This window comes from Aeromonas sobria (assembly GCF_000820145.1).
Classification (GTDB): Bacteria; Pseudomonadota; Gammaproteobacteria; order Enterobacterales; family Aeromonadaceae; genus Aeromonas; species Aeromonas sobria.
Window position 1 is genome coordinate 96,947 of record NZ_CDBW01000048.1, and the last position, 22,197, is coordinate 119,143.

The following is a 22,197-nucleotide window of genomic DNA, read 5'->3' on the forward strand; positions in this document are numbered from 1 at the left end:
GCTGCATGGAATTTGAACAATCCGGTTGATGAGCTGAACTCTACTCCAACCTTGTCACACATGAAATCGGCAAAATGTAACCAATTATGCGTTCTGTTACCGGTTTTGTCCTTGAATCGCAGCTGTACCGGAGAGGGTTTTGACCAGCAGCAGGCGGTCTTCTCCGGGGCCAAAATAGTCGGCTACCTCCTCCTGCAATGTGTAACCGAGCCGGTAGTAGAGGCGCTGGGCCGGATTGGCGGGATCAACGGTGAGTCGCAACGTGCTGATCTGTAACGCCTGCTGGTTTACCTCCATCTGGCGCATCATCCGCTCCGCGAGGCCGAAACCGCGCGCTTCTGGCAGCACCGCCAGCGACAGCACCCAGCCTTGCGACCGCTCCTGACCAAAGCCACCCAGCACATAACCCACCAGCTCTCCCTCGTATTCGGCGACCAGCAGCAGCTCGGGCCACAAGTCCATCGCCTGACGGAAGAAGAAGGCGGGATAGACGTCGTCGCCAAAGACCTTGGCATCGATCTGCCAGATGGCGTGCATGTCATTGTGGGTGGCGGTACGTAGCAGGGGCGGGTTGTGGTGCATCAGGACTCCATCGGCAGCAAGAGGGGCGGTTAGGGCCGCTGACTCCAAGGTCAACGGCGCAAAAGAAGTCACAGGGTAGTGGTCATCCCCTGCCGGATGCAAGGGGCTGGCGCTCAGGGGGGAAGGGGTCGGCTATGGGGCAGTTTTGGGGCCTTGCGCCAGCCATCGAGCAGGTGGCGGATAGCGAGCCAGGGGTGGCGCAGCAACATGCGCGGGCCGCTCCACTTCATCACCTGCTGGATCTGTTTGCGCATCGCCGGGGCGTAGCAGTGGATATTGCAGTTGGCGCAGGTGGGTTTATGGCCGTGGCCGTGGCCGTAACGACAACGATTGAGCCGCTGATGGGCGAACTCCCGCAACTGACGACAATGGCGGCAGTGGGGATCCTGATGATGGTGCTGGCAGTAAAGGCGGATCATGGCGCTGACGGTCTTTTTCTCGCGCATGAGTCTGGGGTGGTCACTCGCCTTTTTGCTGATTGCGGCGTGTGGGCCCCTTGCTGGGCTGACATGATGACTTTTCATGGCTGCCATTGTCCTGACCTGTTTCGTGAGGGTGTTGATACAGGTCAAAAGGGGGGACAAAAAACAGGGCCCGCAGGCCCTGTGTTATCAGATGAGACTGGTCGCTTGTTCCAGCCAGGCGAGATCCTCGCCCTCGAGCAGCGGGCTCAGGCGGCGGAACACCTCGATATGGTAATCGTTGATCCAGCGAAACTCTGCCTGACTCAGCAAGCTGCGGTCGATCAGGCGAGTATCGAACGGCACGTAGGTCAGCCGCTCGAAGCCCAGCATCGGCAGTTCGCCAACCTGTTCCAGCTCGGTCACTATTACCAGGTTTTCACAGCGGATGCCAAAACCATCTTCCCGGTAGTAGCCCGGCTCGTTGGAGAGCACCATGCCCGGTTGCAGGGCGACCATGCTCCCTTTCGGTGCAATGCGTTGCGGCCCTTCGTGGACGCTCAGGAAGTGGCCGACGCCATGACCTGTGCCGTGGTCGTAGTTGTAACCGGCTTGCCACAGCGGCATGCGGGCTAGCACGTCGAGCTGGATACCTGCGGTGCCGCGGGGGAAGCGGGCCTGATCCAGTGCGATATGACCCTGCAGTACCCGGGTAAACATCGCTTTCTGCTCGTCGCTCACCTCACCCACCTTGATGGTGCGGGTGATGTCGGTGGTGCCATCCATATATTGCGCACCGGAGTCCAGCAGGTAGAGGCTGTCCTGACCAAACGCACGGGGGGTGCCATTGGTATGGTGGTAGTGGCACATGGCGGCGTTGGGGCCGAGCGCTGAGATGGTATCGAAGCTTGGCTCGACGTAGTGCTCCTGCTCGCGGCGGAACGCTTCCACCTGATCGGCCAGGGTGCCTTCATCCACCCCCTCGAACTCGCCGGAGGCGATCAGTCGATCCAGCCAGGCGAGGAAGCGGGTCATGGCCACGCCATCGCGCAGGTGAGCGGCGCGCATGCCGGTCAGCTCTACCGCGTTTTTGCAGGCTTTCGGCAGCATGGTCGGGTCTTGGCCTGCCACCAGAATGGCGCCCGCCTCTTCCATGATGAGCTGGGTCCAGGCGTTGGCGCTGTCGGGATCGGCCAGCACCTTCTGCTGATCTTCACCGATGCGCCGCAGCACGTCTCCCAGCTTGTCGATGGGGTAAACAGAGACATCCTGCCCCACGTGCTGGCTGAAGGCGAAGCAGTCGATCTTGTCGGCATCGACGAAAAAATCCATGGTGGTGTTGGCGTAGAGCACCGCAAAGCCCAGCACCACCGGCAGCCGTTCGATGTCACGGCCACGCAGATTGAGCAGCCAGTTGATCGGCTCGGCCTGGGTCAATAGCACCGCATCCAGCCCGCGCTTGCGCAGATCGGCGGCCAGCAATTCCCGTTTGGCCTGGCTCGATTGCCCTGCCAGCTCCTCGCTGTAGAGGATGACCGGAGTTTTGGTCGGCTCGGGGCGATCGCACCAGTGCTGATCGATGGGGTTCTGCTCGATACGGATCAGCTCGATACCGCGATCGGCCAGCACGGCTTTGGCGTTGTTGTACCAGGTCAGGCTGTGCAGGCGGGCATCGAAGCCAACCCGGGAGCCCGACGGCAGTTGCTCGGCCAGCCATTGCACATGGGGATCGTTGTTCAGGTGGAGAAATTCGAACAGCTCGGCGGGGGTTTGCATCCGCGCCTGTACCGTATAGCGACCATCGACAAAGAGGGCTGCCCGCTGCGCCATGATGATGGCCACCCCGGCAGAGCCGTTGAAACCGGTGATCCAGTCAAGTCGCTCGGCATAGGCGGGGATGTACTCGCCGAGGTGTTCATCATCGTGGGGGACAATAAATGCGTCCAACTCCTGCATGGCCAGCTCGGCCCTGACTTGGGCGACGCGGGTTTCAATTATCTCGAAATTAATCATGTCGTTAGTGCCAGATGGTTGCTATATGAGTGTTCAGTTTTGATGGCCGCTATCCAGGATCCGTTTGATCGACTGGCCTGCGGCTTCGATATGTTGTTTGAGCAGTACCACCGCCTCGTGCTTGCGCCGGGCGCGGCACAACTCCAGCAGTTGGGCGTGTTCACGCTCCGCCTTGTCCACTCCGCCTTGGGCAAACAGCAGCTCGAAGCGGACATAGCGGTCACAGCTCAGATTGATCTGGGCGATCAGTTCAAGTGCCTGAGGGCGACCGGCTGCCTGATAGAGGGTGGCGTGAAAGCTGTGGTTCAACTCGGCCCAATGTTCGATCTGGGTGCCTGACTCCAGGGCGTGATCAAACTGGGTGAGGATCGTCTCCGCTTGGGCGAAGGTGGCTTCTGTCATCTTGTCGACGGCGTGAAACAGGGTATCGGCTTCCAGCAGTGCTCGCAAATAAAAGAGCTCGTCGATGGCCGAGGCGTCCAGCATGGTGACCACGGCGCCGCGATGGGCCTCGAATTTTACCAGCCCCTGCGCCTCCAGCTGCATCAGGGCTTCACGCACCGGAATGCGGCTCACCGCCAGCTCTTTGGCAATGGCATCTTGTCGCAGCGGGGCGCCGGCGGGGAACTCCCCACGGAGGATCCTGCCGCGGAGGTTTTCCATCACCATCTGGGTGCGAGTCTGATAGGGGGGAGTCATGGTCGGGTCACGATTGGGCGTTGCAACATGGTCGATAGGAGCGAGTTTGGCTGAATCTACCCCGCCCGGTGTGGCAAGGCAAGGTTGGTGGCGCGCCCGGTCGGGGCTTGGTCACGAAAATAGCGGGGCACCATAACAAAAATGCCGGTCAGCAAGGCTGACCGGCATCATCTCTCTTACGCGAACTTGCGCGAAGCGAGTCCGTTACAACTGCGGACCGGCGGCGATCAGACGCTTGCCTTCGTCGTTATCGGTGAAACGCTCGAAGTTTTTGATGAAGCGCTGGGCCAGATCCTGAGCCTTGGCATCCCACTCGGCCTTGTTGGCGTAAGTGTCGCGAGGGTCGAGGATGGCCGGATTCACATCGTGCAGTGCGGTCGGCACTTCCAGATTGAAGATTGGCAGCACCTTGGTCTCGGCCTTCTCGATGGAGCCATCCAGGATGGCGTCGATGATGGCGCGGGTATCCTTGATGGAGATGCGCTTGCCGGTGCCGTTCCAGCCGGTGTTGACCAGATAGGCATCTGCCCCTGCGGCTTCCATCCGCTTCACCAGCTCCTGACCGTACTTGGTCGGGTGCAGGGAGAGGAAGGCTGCGCCGAAGCAGGAGGAGAAGGTCGGAGTCGGCTCGGTGATGCCGCGCTCGGTACCGGCCAGTTTGGCGGTGAAGCCAGACAGGAAGTGGTACTTGGTCTGCTCCTTGGTCAGCTTGGAGACCGGGGGCAGCACGCCGAAGGCGTCGGCAGTCAGGAAGATCACCTTGTTGGCATGACCCGCCTTGGAGACCGGCTTGACGATGTTCTCGATGTGATAGATGGGGTAGGAGACGCGAGTGTTCTCGGTCTTGGAGCCATCATCAAAGTCGATGGTGCCATCGGCAGCAACGGTCACGTTCTCCAGCAGCGCATCACGACGGATGGCGTGGTAGATGTCCGGCTCTGCCTCTTCAGACAGCTTGATGGTCTTGGCGTAGCAGCCACCCTCGAAGTTGAACACGCCGTGGTCATCCCAGCCGTGCTCGTCATCACCGATAAGCGCGCGCTTGGGATCGGTAGACAGGGTGGTTTTGCCGGTGCCGGAGAGGCCGAAGAAGATGGCAACATCGCCGTCCTGACCCACGTTGGCAGAGCAGTGCATGGAGGCAATGCCGCGCAGGGGCAGGAAGTAGTTCATCATCGAGAACATGCCCTTCTTCATCTCGCCACCGTACCAGGTGCCACCGATGAGCTGCATCTTCTCGGTCATGTTGAAGGCAACAAAGTTCTCGGAGTTGAGACCCTGCTCCTTCCAGTTCGGGTTGGTGCACTTGGCACCGTTCATTACCACGAAGTCGGGCTTGAAGGTTTTCAGCTCGTCATCGCTCGGGCGAATGAACATGTTTTTCACGAAGTGTGCCTGCCAGGCCACCTCGGTGATGATACGCACCGCCAGCCGGGTATCCGGGTTGGCGCCGCAGAAACCGTCGATCACAAACAGCCGCTTGCCGGAGAGCTGCTGGGTCACCAGAGCTTTCAGATCTGACCACACAGCCGGGCTAATGGCTTTGTTATCATTCTTACCCTGGTCAGACCACCACACAGTATCCTGGGTAGTGGCATCTTTGACGATATATTTATCTTTTGGTGAGCGACCGGTGAAGATCCCGGTGTTCACGTTGACTGCGCCCATCTCGGTGACGACACCGCGCTCGAACCCTTCCAGGTCAGAACGTGTCTCTTCGGCGAAAAGCTGGTCGTAAGAGGGGTTGCGAACGATCTCTTGGCTGTTTTTGATGCCGTACTGGTCCAGTCCTAATTGTTGGGCCAGGGTGGGTTCTGCCACGATTGTCATTTTATTCTCCTGGGTTCAGAGGTGTGTAGGGTTCTATCTGAGAGCCATCCTATCACTTAGGTGGTAGAGTTTAGCGATCACCATCAAAGTTTATAAAATATGGCGTATTTTTGTTATTAAAGTTAAAGGCGGGTTTTGCCCGCCTTTAATTAGTGTAACTTGTTTGCATCATTACCAGGAGTGCTACTGAACAGGGTTTCGACATCGATCCCATTAAATTGGTACTGGGCACCGCAGTAGTCACAGTGCATATCGATTTTGCCGAGTTCCTGCACCATCGCCATCGCCTCTTCCTTTTCGATCTGCAGCAGAGCCCCTTCACAGCGCTCGCGGGAGCAAGTGCAACGGAACTCGACCGCCTGCGGGTCGAATACCCGCACCTTGTCCTGGTGGTAGAGACGGTAGAGGATCTCTTCTGCCTGCAGGCCGAACAGCTCTTCATCCTTGATGGTGCTGGTGAGCTGGGTCAGGTGCTCGAAATCATGGCTGTGGTCTTCGTTCTGGGCAGGCAAGGCTTGCAGCAGGATACCGGCTGCGCGGGGTTCACCCTCATGGTAGCCAGTGCGGATCCACAACTTGGTGGCCAGCTGTTCGGATTGCTCGAAGTAGCGCTCCAGGCAGCCTGCCAGGGTGTCGGCGTCCAGCGCTATGATGCCCTGATAGCGTTCGCCCTGCTCCGGGGTGATGGTGATGACCAGTTGGCCGTTGCCGATCAGGCTCTGTAGCTTGCCATCGCTCGGCAACTCGCCCTCAAAACGGGCCACGCCACGCAATTGCAGGTTGTTATCACCGTTGATAACGGCCAGACGCACCGGGCCGTCGCCCTGCAGTTGCACCGTGATGGAGCCTTCAAACTTGAGGGTGGCGGTCAGCAGGCTGGTGGCTACCAGCAGCTCACCCAGCAGTTTTTGTACCTGTACCGGGTAGCTCTGGGCTTCCACTACATGGCGGTAGGTGTGATCCAGCTGGACCAGCTCGCCACGCACTTCGTACTCTTCAAACAGATAGCGATACAGCAGATCTTGGTTACTCATCATTGATTCCTGGATTGTTCGGTGAGGTAAATCGGTTCGGCTGGCGAGTGACCGCAGGGTGCCTCATCAGCCTTGTGTTAACGGGGTCAGGTCAGTACTGCTTGACCTTGATCAGCTGGCGTCGCTCCTGCTTGTCGGGGCGACGCTCGGGGCTGGGGGCAAACTGGCTGTTGAAACGGCGGGCTTCACTGTTCTCTGCCCGCTTTTTCAGGCTCTCGGCGGTCTCTTCATAGAGTAACTGGGCAAGCGGGGCCGATTTGCGTTGCTCGCTAATGGCCAGCACCCGCACTGTCCGTTCATCCTGACCCTGCCAGAGGCGGATCAGTGCCCCCACTTCCACCTGTTTGCCCGGTTTGCTGCGCTGACCATTGTAGTGCACCTTGCCCCCGTCAATCTGATCCCGCGCCACGGAGCGGGTCTTGTAGAAACGGGCTGCCCACAGCCACTTGTCGAGACGAACCTCAAGGGTACTTTCTGCATGATTGGGCATGAACAGGCTCCATAACGGGGAAAAGTGGGTATCGATTATATCAGAGGCCGGGGCCGGGATAGCAACCGGGTGGCAGCCGCGCGGGTGGGCAACCTATGCCCATGTGCTGCTACATATGGGCAGTATATTGATTCACAAGGGAAAGTAGGTGACTGGGGGCGTCTGCACCGGGTTGCCGGTGGGGCTGCTTATATAGTGTATAAAAGATGCCGCCCCTGTTTGGTGCGGCATCTCTCACATCAATCGACCACGGATGGGATTAGAAGTGATCCTGCTGATCCGGCTTCTTCTGGTCGTGCGGGCCTTCGCTGTGGGCGATGGCGGTGCGGATCAGGTCAACCCCGGCGCGGATAATCAGCACCCCCATGTTGACCAGCTTGACGCAGACCCACATGAAGGTAATGAGCAGGATCAGCTTGAGCACGGTCTGGAAGGCTTCCAGGAAGTTCTGCTCCAGCTGGGCGGTCAGGCCGTTGGCGCTGCTCATCAGCCAGGTGTAAACCTCGCGCACAAACGGGATGCGGCTTGGCATCTCCAGTACATCCAGGGCGGCAGGGAGCGCCTGGAAGATGACGATGCTGCCGAACAGTATCAAAATGACACCGATGGCGATGCCGAGGAAAAAGCCGAACTGTCTCATGGAGGGCTCCAGCGTTTGCTGCATGAAATTGAAGATAGCCGCCAATAGTAGGGAGTGCTCTGCTTCATCGCAATCTTCCGTGCACCGTCATCGCGGTGGAAACGGCGGCGATCCGGCCGCTACCATTGCCCAACTATCTGATTTCTGGGAGGCTTGTCGCCATTACGCATAGGGAAAGCAAATTGATGTCGAGAACCCTCTTTTTACTGTTGCTGACGCTGTTTACCGTTGCGCCAGCCTTGAGTGCCGAGCCTGCGCCACCTACGGCGGCTGCCTGTGCCATCCGTCATCAGGATCAGTTGTTGCTGGTGCAGGATCGTATCTCCTCCCGCTATAGCCTGAGTGGTGGCTATATCGATGGCGGCGAGAGCCCGCAACAGGCGGCGCTGCGCGAACTCCATGAGGAGACCGGCTTGCAGGGGGAGGTGGTGCAGGAGCTGGGCCGCTGGCAGCGAGCGGTTATCTTCGCCTGCCGCACCCTTGAGCCCATCATCGCGCAGCGAAATACAGCCGCGCAGCGAAATACAGCCGTCCAGCAGGGTTCCGGTTTTGTCTCCATCCTGAAGGCCCCCAATCTGGGGGGCGAGATCCTCAATGCCCGGCTGATCGCCATCGACCAGCTCCCCCGCGAGCAGCGCCGCTTCCCGGATCAGCTCGACTGGTTGCAATCCCGGCTGGATAAGGTGCCCGAGAGTAAGGTGCGCTGGCAGGCCGATTTTGTGGCGCAGGGCAGCGTGCTGCATCAAACCGAGATCCCGCTGATCATGCGCGTGCAGCAGTGGTTGGGGCCCGATGTCTGGTGGCTGTCGGTCAGCAATCTGTTTGGTTCAGGCGGCTTTCAGCTTGCCCTGATACCTTTGCTGCTCCCGTTGCTGGGGTGGCCGCGGTTACGCCAGCTGCTGTTTGCCATGCTGTGGCTTGGGCTGCTGGTGCAAGCAGGCAAGGAGGGGATTGGCTGGCCGCGCCCCTTCCATCTGCAACCGCTGCTGGCAACCCAGAGCGCGCAAGGTTTTGGCATGCCGAGCGGCCATACCGCCTCGGCGCTGCTGTTTTGGGGCGCGCTGCTTGGCTGGCTTTGGCCGACCCACCGCTGGCGAGCGATCTCGCTGGCTCTGCTGTTGGCGCTGGTCACCGGTCTGGCGCGGGTCTGGCTCGGGGTGCACTTTATCTCTGATGTGGCGGCGGGGCTGCTGATAGGCGGCTTGTTGCTGGCCGCTCGCCCCTGCTGGCGACTGGATGGGCGAGTGGCAGGCTGGCTGCTACTGATTGCAACCAGCCTGCTGATTGCGGGCTGGGCACAGTCGGCTCATCTGGCCGGGATTGGGCTGGCTGCATTGGGCCTCTGGCTCGGTGGTCTGGCTCCCTTGCCCCGTGATGGTTATTCGCCGCTGTTGACCGGTGGTGTGACGTTGGCGGGGGGCGCCGTGATCGGTGCCATGCTGTGGGGGTTGCCGCTGCTGACCAGCAGTTCGCTCACTATCCTGCTCGGCCAGTTATCGCTCTTTTTCGGGCTGGGGCTCTGGTTGAGCGCTGGCCTCTGGTGGATACTCTCTTTCTTGAAAAACGACTCACGACCCAAGGGCAAATGCCCGAACAAGGGAATTTTATGAATGTGAAAAAAGTGGATTTGGCCAAGATAACCCTGGGGGTGCTGTTTATCAGCATCCTCATTATCTCTTGCTTCATGGTGTTGCAACCTTTCCTGCCTGCGCTGGTGTGGGCCACCATGATCACCATCGCCACCTGGCCATTGATGTTGATGATGCAGCGGCTGCTGTGGGGCAAGCGTTCGCTGGCCGCGCTGTTTATGACGCTGGTGCTGCTGCTGATATTTGTTATCCCGCTCTTTATGACTCTGGCCAATGTGGCGGAGAAGGCGCCGATGCTGATCGAGCTGGGCACCAATATCAGCCAGTCACCGCCGCCGGAGCTGCTCTGGTTGCAGCAGATCCCGCTGGTGGGTGGCAAGCTCTATGACTTCTGGCAGCAGATCCTGGCGAGCGGTGGTCAGGTGCTGTTTGCCAAGCTGACCCCCTACTTTGGTCAGACCGCCCGCTGGCTGGCCTCTCAGGCCGGTAATCTGGGGCTGCTGTTCGTTCACTTCCTGCTGACGGTCGGTATCTGCGGCGTGCTCTATCACTCAGGTGAAGTGGTGGCGACCGGTATTCGCCGCTTTGCCCACCGACTGGCGGGCGAGCGTGGTGACAATGCTACAGTGCTCGCTTCACAGGCGATCCGTGCCGTGGCGATGGGGGTGGTGGTAACTGCGCTGGTGCAATCCTCGGTAGCCGGTGTCGGTCTGCTGATTGCAGGCATTCCTTACGCCATGGTGCTGGTGGTGGTGATGTTCCTGCTGATCGTCGCCCAGATCGGCCCCTTCCCGGTGCTGATGGCCAGCGTTGGCTATCTCTACTGGAGCGGCGACACCACCTGGGGCACCTTCTTGCTGGTGTGGTCACTGATTGCCGGCACCATGGACAACTTCCTGCGCCCCTTCCTGATCAAGCGTGGCGCCGACCTGCCGCTCATCCTCATTCTGGTGGGTGTTATCGGCGGCTTGTTGACCATGGGGATCATCGGCCTGTTTATCGGCCCAGTAGTGCTGGCGGTGGGTTACACCCTGCTGGATGCCTGGATCAAGGAAGATGACCAACCGGCAGCCGCTGTTGTTGAATCGCCCAAGGCCGAGTGACGATTCAGTAACAAGACGATTCAGCCATCAATCGCTGATACAAAGAGCCGCCCATAAGGGCGGCTCTTTGGTTTTTGACGATCGTGATTTATGGCGATGGCGTCAGGTTGGCTGATCCGCGCCAACCGGCATTCACCACATAGTACCGTCCCATGTAGGTTCGATTAGCGAAGCGTAATCGGACGAACGAGATACCGCCGTCTCGGAATTTCCGTGAATCAGCGGCCTCTGGCAGATGGGAAATCGGAGTAGCCGTTATAGCGGGGAGATTGATTTACGCGAACGTCCGATTACGCCTTGCGGCTAATCGAACCTACGGGCTGGCTATACGGCGGTTTGCTCAGGAAGGCGGATTTTCTAATTTAAGCCTATCTTTTTTGACATATTGTAGCCAGAAATGGAAAAGCCAACATCTTGATACAGTTTTAACGCTCTTTGATTTTGGTACGCTACTCGTAATTTAATTTGTTCAATACCAATCGATGTTAATTTTGATTCAAACGCAGAAATTGCCAATTTCCCATAACCATTATTGCGACGATTTGAAAAAATGAAGAAGTCATAAATAAACGTGGATTTATCATCGGCGTTAATCGAATGCCACAAATAACCAACTAATTCTGAATCTGATTCGATGCACAATAATTGATGCTTATCACTTTTCAAGCCATTAGGAAAGCTACGAAGAAGCTCCTGATTGGCTAATTCGATCGCTCTATCTATTGAGTGGCCATAATTTTGAGCTATTTCAAGGCTGTAATCATCAATAAAATAATCGCAATAAGCTGGATATTCACTTGCGGTCATCGGTCTGAGCTTAATCATGTCTAATCCTTTAAAGCGAGATAACGTCATATTAATGGGTGAGCTACGCTGCCACCTAACCTAATCCATTGTACCCTAAACACAAAACCCAACCTTACACTGAAAATACCAAGCGTTGCGAGTCATTCTTAAATGCTTTGTTATGTGAGCGTGAATTTTTCGAAACATACTATCGATAAAAAGGACATCCATCCTGGCCGTGCTGGTGATACAGCGGCTTTCTCAGGATGGTGGGAGTCCTAATTTCACGCTCTAGGCATATAACGCCTCAATAACCGGCACGCTTTAGCGCGTCCGGCGCCGAAGGCGCGAAGTTGATTGATTTGTTAGCGATCTGGTTCACGCACCAACCTATAGATTTTGTTGACCGCTTCCCCCCTGAGCTCCAGTTTGTTTTGGCTGTGATGCATGCGTCTGTGGCAATTTGGACACAATGCAACAGCGTTCGAGATCCTGTCACTGCCCCCCTCTGACAAGGGTGTAACATGGTGTACTTCCAAATAAGGTTGACCATCTTCTTTTAAGAACGGGGCTGGGTATTCACAAAACTCACAACGACCATCAGCCTGCTGAATAACCCAAGCTTTAACCGATGGATCTCGTATATATGCTGCACTCGAAATTGTTGTACTGGTTGGCTTTGAACTACCTGCTGGCGCCTCTATTTTTTTCGCCACCAAGGCAGCTGCACGTTGTTCTAGTTCTGCATGTTCAGCAGTTGGATCCAGTGGCCGCCGCATCAGTTGACCTGAACTAACCCTGCCCGTTGCGATTTTAACCCAATCCTCCGATGCAATTGAGGGGCTGTACACCAATATACGTTTTGTTCGATTGCCACCCTTGGATTTTGGGTTCACCTTAAGTAGCGCTTGCTGTGCTCCAATTACAGTTCGAAGTTTTTCTGCTCCACCGGCTACAAGTGACAAGTTCACTTGACCATTAATTTTTATTACTCGATCAGAAAACTCTGGAAAAGCCTTGACTAGATCACGAGAAATGACGTTGACGGAAATGAAAGGACATCCTGCGACTTGTAGGCGCTCCAAAATGAGATCAAACGCTTTGTTGTAATCTGCGTTCCTGGTCGAGGGCCCCCAAGACTCCAAAATTAACCCTGAAACTGATTGAAACTCGCCTACTGAGTATGTGGCATTGAGCTGACGTCCATCGCTTGCAACTACGTTAGTCATTAGAAACTCTATAGGTAGCTAAGAGTGATTAGATGGAAGGCGGTACTAATCCGTTAATAGAGCCTTCCATATAACTCCGGTTTGCCCTGATCACCGCCACGAAAATTCATTTTAAATCACAACATTGCCGATCAATCTCTGGTGCTGGACGCATTCACTAAGCGTCTTCCTTTGGCTCTATTTTTGGCCGTCTGGCAAAAATACACTTCCGGAACGGTAATGGAAAGCGCCACCCAGCCCCAGCTTTCTGAATAACTCGGGAGTGTGATCGCGGTGACACCCCATATGGCGTAGTGGGCCAATATGCGGAACGGCGGCGGGTCAGGGGCTCGTGGTTAACAACAATGGGCATGGCGATATAACCCGGGGCGTGGCAACGCCCCGGGTTGTTATCGGTCGGTAGGGTAGGGTCAGGCAGGCTGGTGCAGGGTGATGCAGTGAATACCGCCGCCACCGGCGGCGACCGGGTCAATATTGATCTGCACCACCTTACGGCCGGGGTAGAGCTTGGCCAGCAGATCGTGGCAGTAGCTATCGGCGGCCTTGTCGCCAAACTCGGGGGCGATCACCGCGCCATTGATCGGCAGATAGTTGATATAACCGGCGGCAAAGTCGCGGCTGCGGCTAAAGCGGTTGTCCCGCACATCCAGCGGTGGCGGCAGCACATGCAGCTCCAGCTTGTTGCCGTCGGCATCGGTGGCCTGCTTGAGGATGGCCAGATGCTGGCGGGTCACCTGGTAGTCGTGGGATGCCGGGTCGTTGTCCATATTGACCACCACTACCCCAGGGCGGACAAAGCGGGCGTAGAAATCGACGTGGGCATCGGTGATGTCCTTGCCCTTGATGCCCGGTAGCCAGATGATTTTGCGCAGTCCCAGATTGGCTTTCAGCTCCGCCTCCAGTTGCGCCTTGCTCACTCCCGGGTTGCGGTTGCTGTTGAGCCAGCAGCTCTCGGTCATGATGCCGGTGCCGTTGCCATCCACCTCGATGCCGCCCCCCTCGCCAGTGAGCTTGCTCTGCAGATAGTGGGCATCCGCCTGCTTGCTGACCAGTTCGGCTACCCCCGCATCCTGTTCGTGCTCCTGCTTGTCGCCCCAGCCGTTGAAGTTGAAATCCACCAGCCCCAGCTCCCCTTCGCCGTTCTGGACGAAGACGCCGCCGGTATCCCGCAGCCAGATATCGTCCAGCTCGGCGACGATAAAGCGGGTATTCTGCTCGCCACAAAGCTTGCGGGCCAGCGCCTCCTCCTCTTCGCGGCAGAGCACACTCACCTTGGTGTAAGGGGTCATGGCTTTAACCAGCCGCCCTATGGTGGCCTGCACCTCTTTGTAGTCGCGGCCCCAGATATCGGCGCTGGCAGCAAAGGCGACCCAGACCTGCGCCTGAGGGGCGGCTTCATCGGGCATATGGAACGGCTCGCCGCTGGCGCTGGCAGCATCCTCCTCTGCATTGCTGCTGGCCGCGTGGGCCTTGCCCGGCAGATTGCCGAGCCCGGCCAGTACGCCGATGGCCGCCAGCTGTTTCAATACGTTGCGTCGGGATGGCATGAAAAACTCCTTATGATTCATAGGCTGCTCTTGAAGCGAGTCCAGGCTCGCATGCGGGCACGCATCTCTGGTTGCGATATATCCTGGCCCGGGATGAGCCGCTGATAGGTGGCGTCATCCAGATAGATATCCGGGTTGCCGGTCATGGTGGCATCGACCAGCGACCTTGCTTTGGCACTGGCGGTGGGATAGCCGGTGCTATTGGTGATGGCTGCCATGTTGGCCGGGCGCATCACGAAATTGATAAAGGCATAGGCGTATTCAGGATGGGCGGCATCGGTCGGGATCGCCATGGTATCCATCCAGATAGTGCTCCCTTCTTTGGGTAAACGGTACTCGAACTGCGCTGTTTTTCCTGCCTCGGCAGCGCTGCGGCTGGCTTGCGTCATGTCACCGCTATAACCGAGTGAGAGGCAGAGATCGCCGTTGACCAGCTGGGTCACCGGCTGGGACTGGAATTTGCGGATATGGGGCTTGAGCCCCTTGAGTAGCGCCAGTGCGGCATTTAGATCCTCGGCTTTGCCACTGCGGGGTTCACGCCCCAGATAGTTCAGCACCACCGCCAGCACCTCGTCGGGGGAGTCGATGATGGAGATGCCGCAGTCGGCAAACTTTGCCGCCAGCTCGGGCTTGAACAACAGGTCGAGACTGTTGACCGGGGCATCCGCCATCCTCTGCTTGATCATCCCGGCGTTGTAGGTGAGCCCTATGGTGCCCCAGGTGTAGGGCACCACCGCATCTCGTGAATGGGGATAGGCTTGCTGGATCCGCAGCAAGCCCGGCTCGATGTCGGCCAGATGCTGCAACTTGCTCTTGTCGAGGGGTTGCAGGCTGCCGGCGCGCATCAACCGCTCCGCCACCGTATCGCCGGGGAAGATCAGATCATAACCGCTGCGACCGGCCATCAGCTTGGCTTCCAGGGTTTCGCTGCTGTCCATGACGTCATAAATGACCCGGATCCCGGTCTCTTTGGTAAAGGCGCTAAGGGTATCGGGGGCGAAATAGTCGGCCCAGTTATAGAGGCGCAGCACTTTTTCGGCCGATTGCTCTTGATCGAGCTCTTCTGCCGCGATGGCGGTGCCGTTGAGCAACATGGCCGTGAACAGGGCCAGCGTGCGGGATAATTTGCGTGTCATGTCCGGACTCCTCTGTGGTTGCCTGCCATTTGGCTGTGATGGCCATCCAGACTCAGCAAGGCGCCATACATCTCGGGGCGGCGATCCCGATAGATGCCCCAGCTCATGCGCTCTTCTGCCATGGCGGCGAGATCCAGCTCCTGCACCAGCACGCCCGGGGTGGTCCTGTCCGCCTCGGCGAGCAGCGCCCCCTTGTGGTCGGTGATAAAAGAGGAGCCGTAGAACGCCATCTGTAGGGTGGGATCTGTGGTTGCCACCTCGTTGCCAATCCGGTTGGCGGCTATCACCGGCATGATGTTGGCGGCGGCATGGCCGCGCTGGGTCAGCTGCCAGTGATCGCGGGAGTCGAGATGAGCAGCCCCCGGCTCCGAGCCGATGGCGGTGGGATAGAGCAGCAGCTCTGCGCCCTGCAAGGCCATGCTGCGTGCCGCCTCCGGGAACCATTGATCCCAGCAGATGCCGACGCCGATCCGCCCCGCGGCACACTCCCAGACCCGAAAGCCGGTATCGCCGGGGCTGAAGTACTCCTTCTCCTGATAGCCGATGGCATTGGGAATATGGGTCTTGCGATAGACCCCCAGCAGCTTGCCGTCGGCATCCGCCAGTGCCAGCGAATTGAAGAAGGCGTTACCGGCCCGCTCGAACCAGCTGATGGGCAACACCACGCCCAGCTCGCGAGCCAGTGCCGAGAAGCGGCGCAGCACCCGGCTCTGTTCGAACGACTCGGCCAGCGCCAGATGGCCGTGGTGCTGCTCGATGCAGAAGTAGGGGGTGGCAAACAGCTCTTGCAGCAGGATAAGACCCGCCCCTTTGGCGGCGGCTTCCCGCACCAGACTCTCCGCCATGTCGAGATTGCGTGGCAGATCCCAGCTGCAGGCAAACTGGGTGGTCGCCACAACAATTTTACTCATCGGTTCTTCCTCCCTGAATGCCAGCCAGCACCCTGCAACGGGCAAACTGGGTGGTTGCGACGGTGATGTTGCTCATCGTCTTATCCTTTTACCGGCCATGCCGGTTGTTGCTGGGTGATGCAGTGGATACCGCCGCCGCCGTGTGCCAGCTGGTTGATCTGCACCGGCACCACCTCCCGCTGCGGGAAGGCGCTCTGCAGAACTGCTGCCGCTTCCCGGTCGCTGGCCACGCCATAGGCGGGCATGATGATGGCGCCGTTGGTGATGTAGAAGTTGGTGTAAGAGGCGCAAAAGACCTCGGCCTCTGCATCGATGGCCTCGCTGGCTTCATAGAGATCTTGCAGCTCGAACGTGCGCCCTTTGGCATCGGTGGCCAGCATCAGGGCGTGGCGGTTCTCCCTGACGATACGGGCATAGGTCGAGGTGGTATCGCGGGTGGCATCTACCAGCAGCTGGCCGGGGCGACTGAAGGCACAGACCCCGTCCACATGGCCATCGGTCATGTCGCCGGTGACATGGTCGGGATCCCCCGGCAGCCAGATGGTCTTCTCGATGCCGAGCAGGCGACTGAAGATCTGCTCGATCTCGCCCTTGCTGATCCCCGGGTTGCGATTGCTGTTGAGCAACACAGATTCGGTGGTGATCAGGGTGCCTTCGCCGTCCACATGGATGGCGCCCCCTTCGTTGGCCAGAAAGCTGCCGATGGTATCGAGCTCCAGGCTATTGAGGATGCGGCGGGCCAGCCCTTCGTCGAGCGGGTGGGCCGATTTGCCGCCCCAGGCGTTGAAGCGCCAGCTCACCCCGGCGCTGCCGAGTTCAGGGTGGCAGATAAAGGTGGGGCCGGAGTCGCGGCACCAGCTGTCATCCACCGCAATGGGGACAAGGGTCACCCGCTGGTCACAGAGCGCGCGCGCCTCGGCCAGCGCGGAAGGGTCGACCACCAGCTTGACCGGTTCGAACCGGACAATGGCATTGACCACCCGGGCGAAGTCCTGCTGCACTCCGGCGAGGGTGACGCCCCAGCCTGACTCCCACAGTGCCTTGTTGTGGGGCCAGACCATCCAGGTCGCTGCGTGCTGACACCATTCGGCGGGCATAAACCAGCCCTTTGCCACAATTCCCTGCTCCCGCATATCACCACCCTGATTAGGTACTATTAAGATTGCTGACGATGGGAATAGACTATTCCCGCAAGCTATGGCGAACAAACGATCAATTTTCGGTAAAAGTGATAAGTGGAGCTAATCAATGGTGTTCAAGCAGTGGCCCCCGCTCAACGTGTTGCGGGGCTTTGAGGCGGCGGCCAGACTCGGCAGTTTTCATCAGGCGGCGCAGGAGCTGCATCTGACCCAGTCCGCTATCAGCCAGCAGATCCGCTCGCTGGAGGAGCTGCTCGGTCAGCCGTTGTTTCACCGGCAGGGGCGCTCGGTCGCGCTGACCGATGCGGGGCAGGATCTGCTGGAGACCACCCAGAGCGTGCTGTTGCAGCTGGCGATGGGGATCCAGCGGCTGGAGCAGTACCGCAAACCGAACCAGCTGGTACTCAACACCAGCACCGCCATCGCCCGCCACTGGCTGCTGCCGCGATTGGGGGAGTTTCATCGGCTGCATCCCGACATCGATCTTTGGCTCTTTACTAGCGACGAAGAGCCCGACATGGCGGAGCAGACCATCGATCTCGCCCTGCGCTGGGATCTCGGGCCGCAGGCCGGGTGTCGCCATCAGCACATGGTGGCGGATCGCTTGCTGCCGGTGGCCACGCCTGCGGTGCTGGCACAACCTGCGGCAGAGCGCACCACCCTGCACGGTGAGCGGGCGCTGGATTGGCATCACTGGACGCTCAAGGGGGGAGAGGATCTGCAACTGCAAACCCGGGGGCTCAACTTCTCCGATCCCGGTCTGCTGCTGGAGGCGGCCAGCGCCGGACTCGGCGTGGCGCTGGTGAGCGAGCTGCTCTCCCGTCCCGTCCGTCAGCAGGGGCAGCTGTTGCCGCTCTCTGCCCATCGGGTCAAGGGGCCGCAGTGGAATCTGCTGGTGCATCAGGAGAGCGAAGGGATGCCGGAGTGCCGCGCCTTCTGCCACTGGCTCGGCCAGCAATTTGCCGGGGGCGAACCCGACCGTGCTGAGGATGGGGTTGCCACCCTCTGAGGCAGGTCACTGAATCGGACGCGCTGGCGTGGTTAAATGGTCGGCTCACATCTTGCCGGATATTGCTGTGACCATGCCATCTGACCTTCACCCGCTCCTGACTATGGGTATGCCTTCTGGCTGCGTGCTTACTGGATACTGCCGTGACCATGCCATCTGACCTTCAGCCCTGGCCTGACTATCTGCAGGCCTCCTGGCTGCGCTGCGCCCACCAGACCAGCGCCACCCTCTGGCATCCGCCTCACAGCGCCAAGGGGCAGACCTTGCAGAGCCTGCGCCAGCGCAAGCGGGATCTGCTCACCACCGGCGAGATGGCCCTCGAAGATCTCTACGAATTTATGGAGGGGCGCCCCTGCGTACTGCTGCTCACCGACGAGAGCGGCTGCCTGTTGGCCCAGACCGGCCACCCCGGCACGCTGGCGGAGTTGGCAGCGCTGGGGTTTGGCCCCGGTGCCTTTTTCAGCGAGGGGCGCATCGGCACCAATGCCATCAATCTGGCGGCGCTGGAGGGAGTGCCGCTCTGCGTCAGCGGCCCCCAGCACTTCAACCAGACCCTCCACCCGTGGCACAGCTGCGCCAGCCCGGTCTACAACAGCAACGGCCGTCAGGTCGCCATCATCGCCCTGATCTGCAAGGTGGAGGAGGCGAGCGCTGGCGATCTGGCGCTCACCGTCAGCGCCGGGCGCGAGCTGGCCCATCTGCTGCAGATGGAGACTCTGATGCAGGAGTCCCAGCACCACCTGAGCGAGCTTTACGCCCTGCTCGACGGCATGGATGACGGCGTGCTGGCCTGGGATCCGCAAGGCCGACTGCGCTACCTCAACGCGCTGGCGGCACACCGGCTGCGGCTCGATCCGGCGCTCTGTCTCGGCCAGCCGCTGGAGCAGCACCTGCTGCTGCCCCAGCGGTTGCAGCTGGCCATCAAGGGGCAGACGCCGCTCAGCCATGTGGAGGTAACGCTGGAGCGGCTCGGCGCTCAGGAGGGGGAGTTTATCAATGCGCTGGTGAGCCTCAAGCCGTTGCCGGGGCCGGAGGGGGTCAGCTTTATCGCCCTGCTGCACCCGGTCGATCGGCTGCGGGCCATTCACCAGCTGCGCCAGACGGTGCCCGAGCTGTCGGCGCTGGTGGGGGAGTCGAGCGCCATGCGCAAGCTGTTGCGCTACGCCCGGCAGGCGGCCCAGAGTCAGGGGCCGATCCTGTTGCGCGGTGAAGAGGAGGTGGGCAAGGCCCAGCTGGCGGAGGCGATCCACTTTGGCAGCGAGCGGGCTGCCGGGCCGCTCATTACCCTCAACTGTCAGGCGCTGCCGAGCGAGCGGATGGCGCTGGAGCTGATGGGTTCCGACGAGGCGGGGCAGGAGCGGGCGGGCAAGTTCGAGCTGGCCCACGGTGGCACCCTAGTGCTGGAGCAGGTGGAGTGCCTCTCCGCCCCCATGCAGGCGGCGCTGTTGCAACTGCTCAAGACCGGTCGCATCCAGCGCTTCGATTCGGCCCGCATCCTGCCGCTCAAGGTGCGGATCGTCGCCACCAGCAGCGCCCCGCTGGAGCAACTGGTGCAGGAGGGGCTATTTGGCCGCCAGCTGCTCTATGCCTTGCAGGCGTGCGAGCTGTGGCTGCCGGGGCTGCGGGAGCGCGCGGCGGATCTGCCGGGCCTTATCAGCCAGCAGTTGGCGGCGCAGGGGCGCGAGCCGGTGCGCCAGTTCAGCCCGGCGGCCCTCGACTGTCTGCTGGCCTATCCCTGGCCCGGCAATCTGGGGGAGCTGCGCAGCGCGGTCGAGCATGCGTTGCTTCACTCCGGTCAGGGGCGGATCCCGCCCGAGGCGCTGCCCGCCGCCATTCGTCACGGCTATCAGCTGGTGGCGGATGAGGTGGTGGGGCAACCGCTGCTCACCTTGGCGGAGCTGGAGCGCCAAGCCATTTTGCGCTGCGCTCACGCCTGCAAGGGGCAGGTGAGCCAGATGGCCCAACATCTTGGCATCAGTCGCACCACCCTGTGGCGGCGACTGAAGCTGCTCGAGATCGATCCCGCCGACTATCACGGCTGACGGCGATCCGAGCCATCGCCAACCGGCCGCGAAAATGAAACGGCCCCGCAGTTGCGGGGCCGTGTTATATGGCAAGGTCAGTAGTGGCGCAGTTACAGCCCCAGCTGGTGGGCGGTGACGATGGCCGCCAGCACATCCTCGGCGGTGACCTTGAACGGCATGTTGTGAATGGTCTCGCCCTCGGCGGTGGAGGCTTTGGCCACCTCCATCAGGCGCGCCATATCCAGCTCCTTGACCCCCATCATATGCAGGTTGGTCGGCAGGCCCACCGAGCGGCAGAAACCCAGCACGGTTTCGATCTCCGCCATCGGCGCGTTCTCCAGCACCAGCTGCACCAGCGTACCGAACGCCACTTTCTCACCGTGGTAGAGGTGGTGACACTCGGCCAGCTGGGTCAGGCCGTTGTGGATGGCGTGGGCGGCGGCCAGCCCGCTGCTCTCGAAGCCGATACCGCTCAGGTAGGTGTTGGCCTCGATGATGTTCTCCACCGCCTTGGTGCAGAGCCCCTGTTCCACCGCCAGCTTGGCCTTGTAGCCATCGGCCAGCAGGGTTTTGTAGCAGAGCTCGGCAATGGCCTGCGCCGCCAGGGTGGAGGCGCCACCTGCCATGGTCTGGCAACCGGAGACCTTGTTGGCGCGCGCTTCGAAGTAGGTGGAGAGCGCATCCCCCATGCCGGAGACCAGCAGCCGCACCGGCGCGCGGGAGACCACACCGGTATCCATGATGACCATGTTGGGGTTGGTCGGGATCATCAGGTATTCGCTGAACTGCCCTTCCGGGGTGTAGATGACCGCCAGCGCGCTGGTGGGGGCATCAGTGGAGGCGATGGTCGGCACTATGACCACCGGCACCTTCTGGTAGAAGGCGACCGACTTGGCGGTATCCAGCGTTTTGCCGCCGCCGATGCCGATGATGACGTCAAACGGGGTCTGCTGGCAGCGGGCCAGCAGGCGGTCGATCTCGGGGCGGGAGCATTCGCCGTTGAAGCAGTCGAACTCCGGCTGGATACCTGCACCGTGGAAGCTGGTGGCCACGGTATCGCCGACCAGCTTGGTGACGAAGGCGTCGGCCAGAATAAGCGGCTTGCTGCCGAGCGCTTTGACGTAGTTGCCGATATTGGCGAGGGCCCCGTTGCCTTGTACGTATTTGCTGGGGCTGATGATAATGCGGTCCATATTCTATCCCTCTCTCTTTACTAATTAAGAATCGGGGCGAAGGGGCGGCAGTGCCGGGGACTCCTTCGTCTTGAATGAAGCTGCACAGGCTCAGCGAGCGAGTGCAGCCCCTTGAAACAGTGGCGTCAGTCGCCAAAGCGCTCGGCTGCCAGCTGCTGGAAGCAGGCCAATGCGGCGGTGGCATCCTCCCCGCGCGCCAGCAGGGTGAGCATGTCGCCCTGACGCACGTTAAGCATGGTGAGCCGGGTCAGGCTGCGGGGATTGGCCTCTTTATCCCCCTTTTGCAGCTTGAGTTCAGCGGCAAAGGGCTTGAGGGCGGCCACCAGTCGGGCGGCGGGGCGCACATGCAGGCCGTGGGGGTTATCCACCAGCACCTCGCAGCGCAGCCAGCCGTCGTCAGTAACGGGGTCGGTCTCAGTGGCGGCTGGTGCCGCACTGGCAGGCAGCATCGCCTGTTTCGGGCCCAGCGCGCCGAGTGCCTCGGCGGCTACCTCATCCAGCGTCATGCCGGAACCAGCCGCCACCACGGCGGCCAGGGTGCCCTCGACCAGCGGTGCGGGGCAGAGCCGCACCCGGGCGCTTAATTCAGGGGGCAACAGTTCGAGGGCGGTTTCGGCGCTGAGCAGGGCGCTGCCCAAGTCCATCAGTACCAGCACGCCGCTGCCGTCGTCTGCTTCTTCAATCGCACTCATCACGGCGATGGCATCGGTGCCTATGGGGTGGTCGGGGTCATCGACCCCGGCCGCCAGCAGCAACTTGGCCGGGCTGCCGAGCTGGTCGGCCAGCGCTTTCAATCCGGCCGCCAGCATGGCGCTGTGAGAGACAACTACGATTCCGATCAT

20 protein-coding genes are annotated in these 22,197 nt (G+C 60.1%); 4 read left to right on the plus strand and 16 right to left on the minus strand.

Translation table 11 applies throughout. The features are described 5' to 3' along the window. Positions 1–96: 96 nt before the first annotated feature. From BN1135_RS21005 to BN1135_RS21040, 8 genes are all read right to left on the minus strand, one after another. Positions 97–582 (minus strand): GNAT family N-acetyltransferase, encoded by a 486-nt coding sequence (locus BN1135_RS21005; RefSeq protein WP_042024630.1) that lies wholly within the window; start codon positions 580–582, stop codon positions 97–99. 113 nt (positions 583–695) lie between these two features. Beyond that, positions 696–1,106: a nitrous oxide-stimulated promoter family protein gene (locus BN1135_RS21010; RefSeq protein WP_042024655.1), complete on the minus strand. Its 411-nt coding sequence runs from the start codon at positions 1,104–1,106 to the stop codon at positions 696–698. Positions 1,107–1,193: 87 nt separating this feature from the next. Then, positions 1,194–2,996, minus strand: coding sequence for an aminopeptidase P family protein (locus BN1135_RS21015; protein WP_042024631.1), 1,803 nt, complete (start codon positions 2,994–2,996; stop codon positions 1,194–1,196). 33 nt (positions 2,997–3,029) lie between these two features. Further along, a complete protein-coding gene (locus BN1135_RS21020; RefSeq protein ID WP_042024632.1) occupies positions 3,030–3,695 on the minus strand; it encodes a GntR family transcriptional regulator in 666 nt (221 codons plus the stop codon). A 204-nt stretch (positions 3,696–3,899) separates the two neighbouring features. Then, positions 3,900–5,525, minus strand: coding sequence for a phosphoenolpyruvate carboxykinase (ATP) (pckA, locus tag BN1135_RS21025; protein WP_042024633.1), 1,626 nt, complete (start codon positions 5,523–5,525; stop codon positions 3,900–3,902). A 149-nt stretch (positions 5,526–5,674) separates the two neighbouring features. Then, positions 5,675–6,559 (minus strand): Hsp33 family molecular chaperone HslO, encoded by an 885-nt coding sequence (gene hslO, locus BN1135_RS21030; protein WP_042024634.1) that lies wholly within the window; start codon positions 6,557–6,559, stop codon positions 5,675–5,677. 91 nt (positions 6,560–6,650) lie between these two features. After that, positions 6,651–7,049 (minus strand): ribosome-associated heat shock protein Hsp15, encoded by a 399-nt coding sequence (gene hslR / locus BN1135_RS21035; protein WP_042024636.1) that lies wholly within the window; start codon positions 7,047–7,049, stop codon positions 6,651–6,653. 259 nt (positions 7,050–7,308) lie between these two features. Then, on the minus strand, positions 7,309–7,689 hold the full coding sequence (locus BN1135_RS21040) for a hypothetical protein (protein WP_042024637.1): 381 nt from the start codon (positions 7,687–7,689) through the stop codon (positions 7,309–7,311). 185 nt (positions 7,690–7,874) lie between these two features. On the opposite strand from BN1135_RS21040, the gene BN1135_RS21045 reads away from it, so the two are divergent. Then, a complete protein-coding gene (locus tag BN1135_RS21045; RefSeq protein WP_042024639.1) occupies positions 7,875–9,299 on the plus strand; it encodes a bifunctional NUDIX hydrolase/phosphatase PAP2 family protein in 1,425 nt (474 codons plus the stop codon). Further along, positions 9,296–10,381 (plus strand): AI-2E family transporter YdiK, encoded by a 1,086-nt coding sequence (ydiK, locus tag BN1135_RS21050; RefSeq protein WP_042024640.1) that lies wholly within the window; start codon positions 9,296–9,298, stop codon positions 10,379–10,381. Before BN1135_RS21045 ends, ydiK begins: the two co-directional genes overlap by 4 nt. Before the next feature lie 357 nt (positions 10,382–10,738). On the opposite strand, the gene BN1135_RS21055 is transcribed toward ydiK, so the two are convergent. The 6 genes from BN1135_RS21055 to BN1135_RS21075 all read right to left on the minus strand — a co-directional run bounded on the left by BN1135_RS21055 (position 10,739) and on the right by BN1135_RS21075 (position 17,105). Beyond that, positions 10,739–11,206, minus strand: a complete 468-nt coding sequence (locus BN1135_RS21055; RefSeq protein WP_042024642.1) for a GNAT family N-acetyltransferase — start codon at positions 11,204–11,206, stop codon at positions 10,739–10,741. Between the two features lie 326 nt (positions 11,207–11,532). Further along, the gene (locus BN1135_RS21890; protein WP_082186858.1) at positions 11,533–12,396 is read right to left on the minus strand and encodes an HNH endonuclease; all 864 of its coding nucleotides are present in this window, start codon (positions 12,394–12,396) and stop codon (positions 11,533–11,535) included. Between the two features lie 410 nt (positions 12,397–12,806). After that, entirely contained in the window at positions 12,807–13,943 is a 1,137-nt protein-coding gene (locus tag BN1135_RS21060) for an agmatine deiminase family protein (protein WP_042024656.1), read from the minus strand. A gap of 17 nt (positions 13,944–13,960) precedes the next feature. Then, positions 13,961–15,079 carry an extracellular solute-binding protein gene (locus BN1135_RS21065; RefSeq protein WP_223290174.1) on the minus strand — a complete coding sequence of 373 codons (1,119 nt, stop codon included), beginning with the start codon at positions 15,077–15,079 and terminating at the stop codon, positions 13,961–13,963. Further along, positions 15,076–15,990 carry an N-carbamoylputrescine amidase gene (aguB, locus tag BN1135_RS21070; RefSeq protein ID WP_042024644.1) on the minus strand — a complete coding sequence of 305 codons (915 nt, stop codon included), beginning with the start codon at positions 15,988–15,990 and terminating at the stop codon, positions 15,076–15,078. Before aguB ends, BN1135_RS21065 begins: the two co-directional genes overlap by 4 nt. An 80-nt stretch (positions 15,991–16,070) precedes the next feature. Further along, a complete protein-coding gene (locus BN1135_RS21075; protein ID WP_223290175.1) occupies positions 16,071–17,105 on the minus strand; it encodes an agmatine deiminase family protein in 1,035 nt (344 codons plus the stop codon). A gap of 133 nt (positions 17,106–17,238) precedes the next feature. Between BN1135_RS21075 and BN1135_RS21080 the strand changes: the two genes are divergently transcribed. Next, entirely contained in the window at positions 17,239–18,138 is a 900-nt protein-coding gene (locus tag BN1135_RS21080) for a LysR family transcriptional regulator (RefSeq protein WP_042024646.1), read from the plus strand. A 149-nt stretch (positions 18,139–18,287) separates the two neighbouring features. Next, complete coding sequence (gene dhaR / locus BN1135_RS21085) at positions 18,288–20,180, plus strand: dihydroxyacetone kinase operon transcriptional regulator DhaR (RefSeq protein ID WP_042024659.1); 1,893 nt, start codon at positions 18,288–18,290, stop codon at positions 20,178–20,180. Positions 20,181–20,272: 92 nt separating this feature from the next. Here dhaR and BN1135_RS21090 read toward each other — a convergent pair whose 3' ends face one another. Next, positions 20,273–21,355, minus strand: coding sequence for a glycerol dehydrogenase (locus tag BN1135_RS21090; protein ID WP_005356517.1), 1,083 nt, complete (start codon positions 21,353–21,355; stop codon positions 20,273–20,275). 125 nt (positions 21,356–21,480) lie between these two features. After that, positions 21,481–22,197: a dihydroxyacetone kinase phosphoryl donor subunit DhaM gene (gene dhaM / locus BN1135_RS21095; RefSeq protein ID WP_042024648.1), complete on the minus strand. Its 717-nt coding sequence runs from the start codon at positions 22,195–22,197 to the stop codon at positions 21,481–21,483.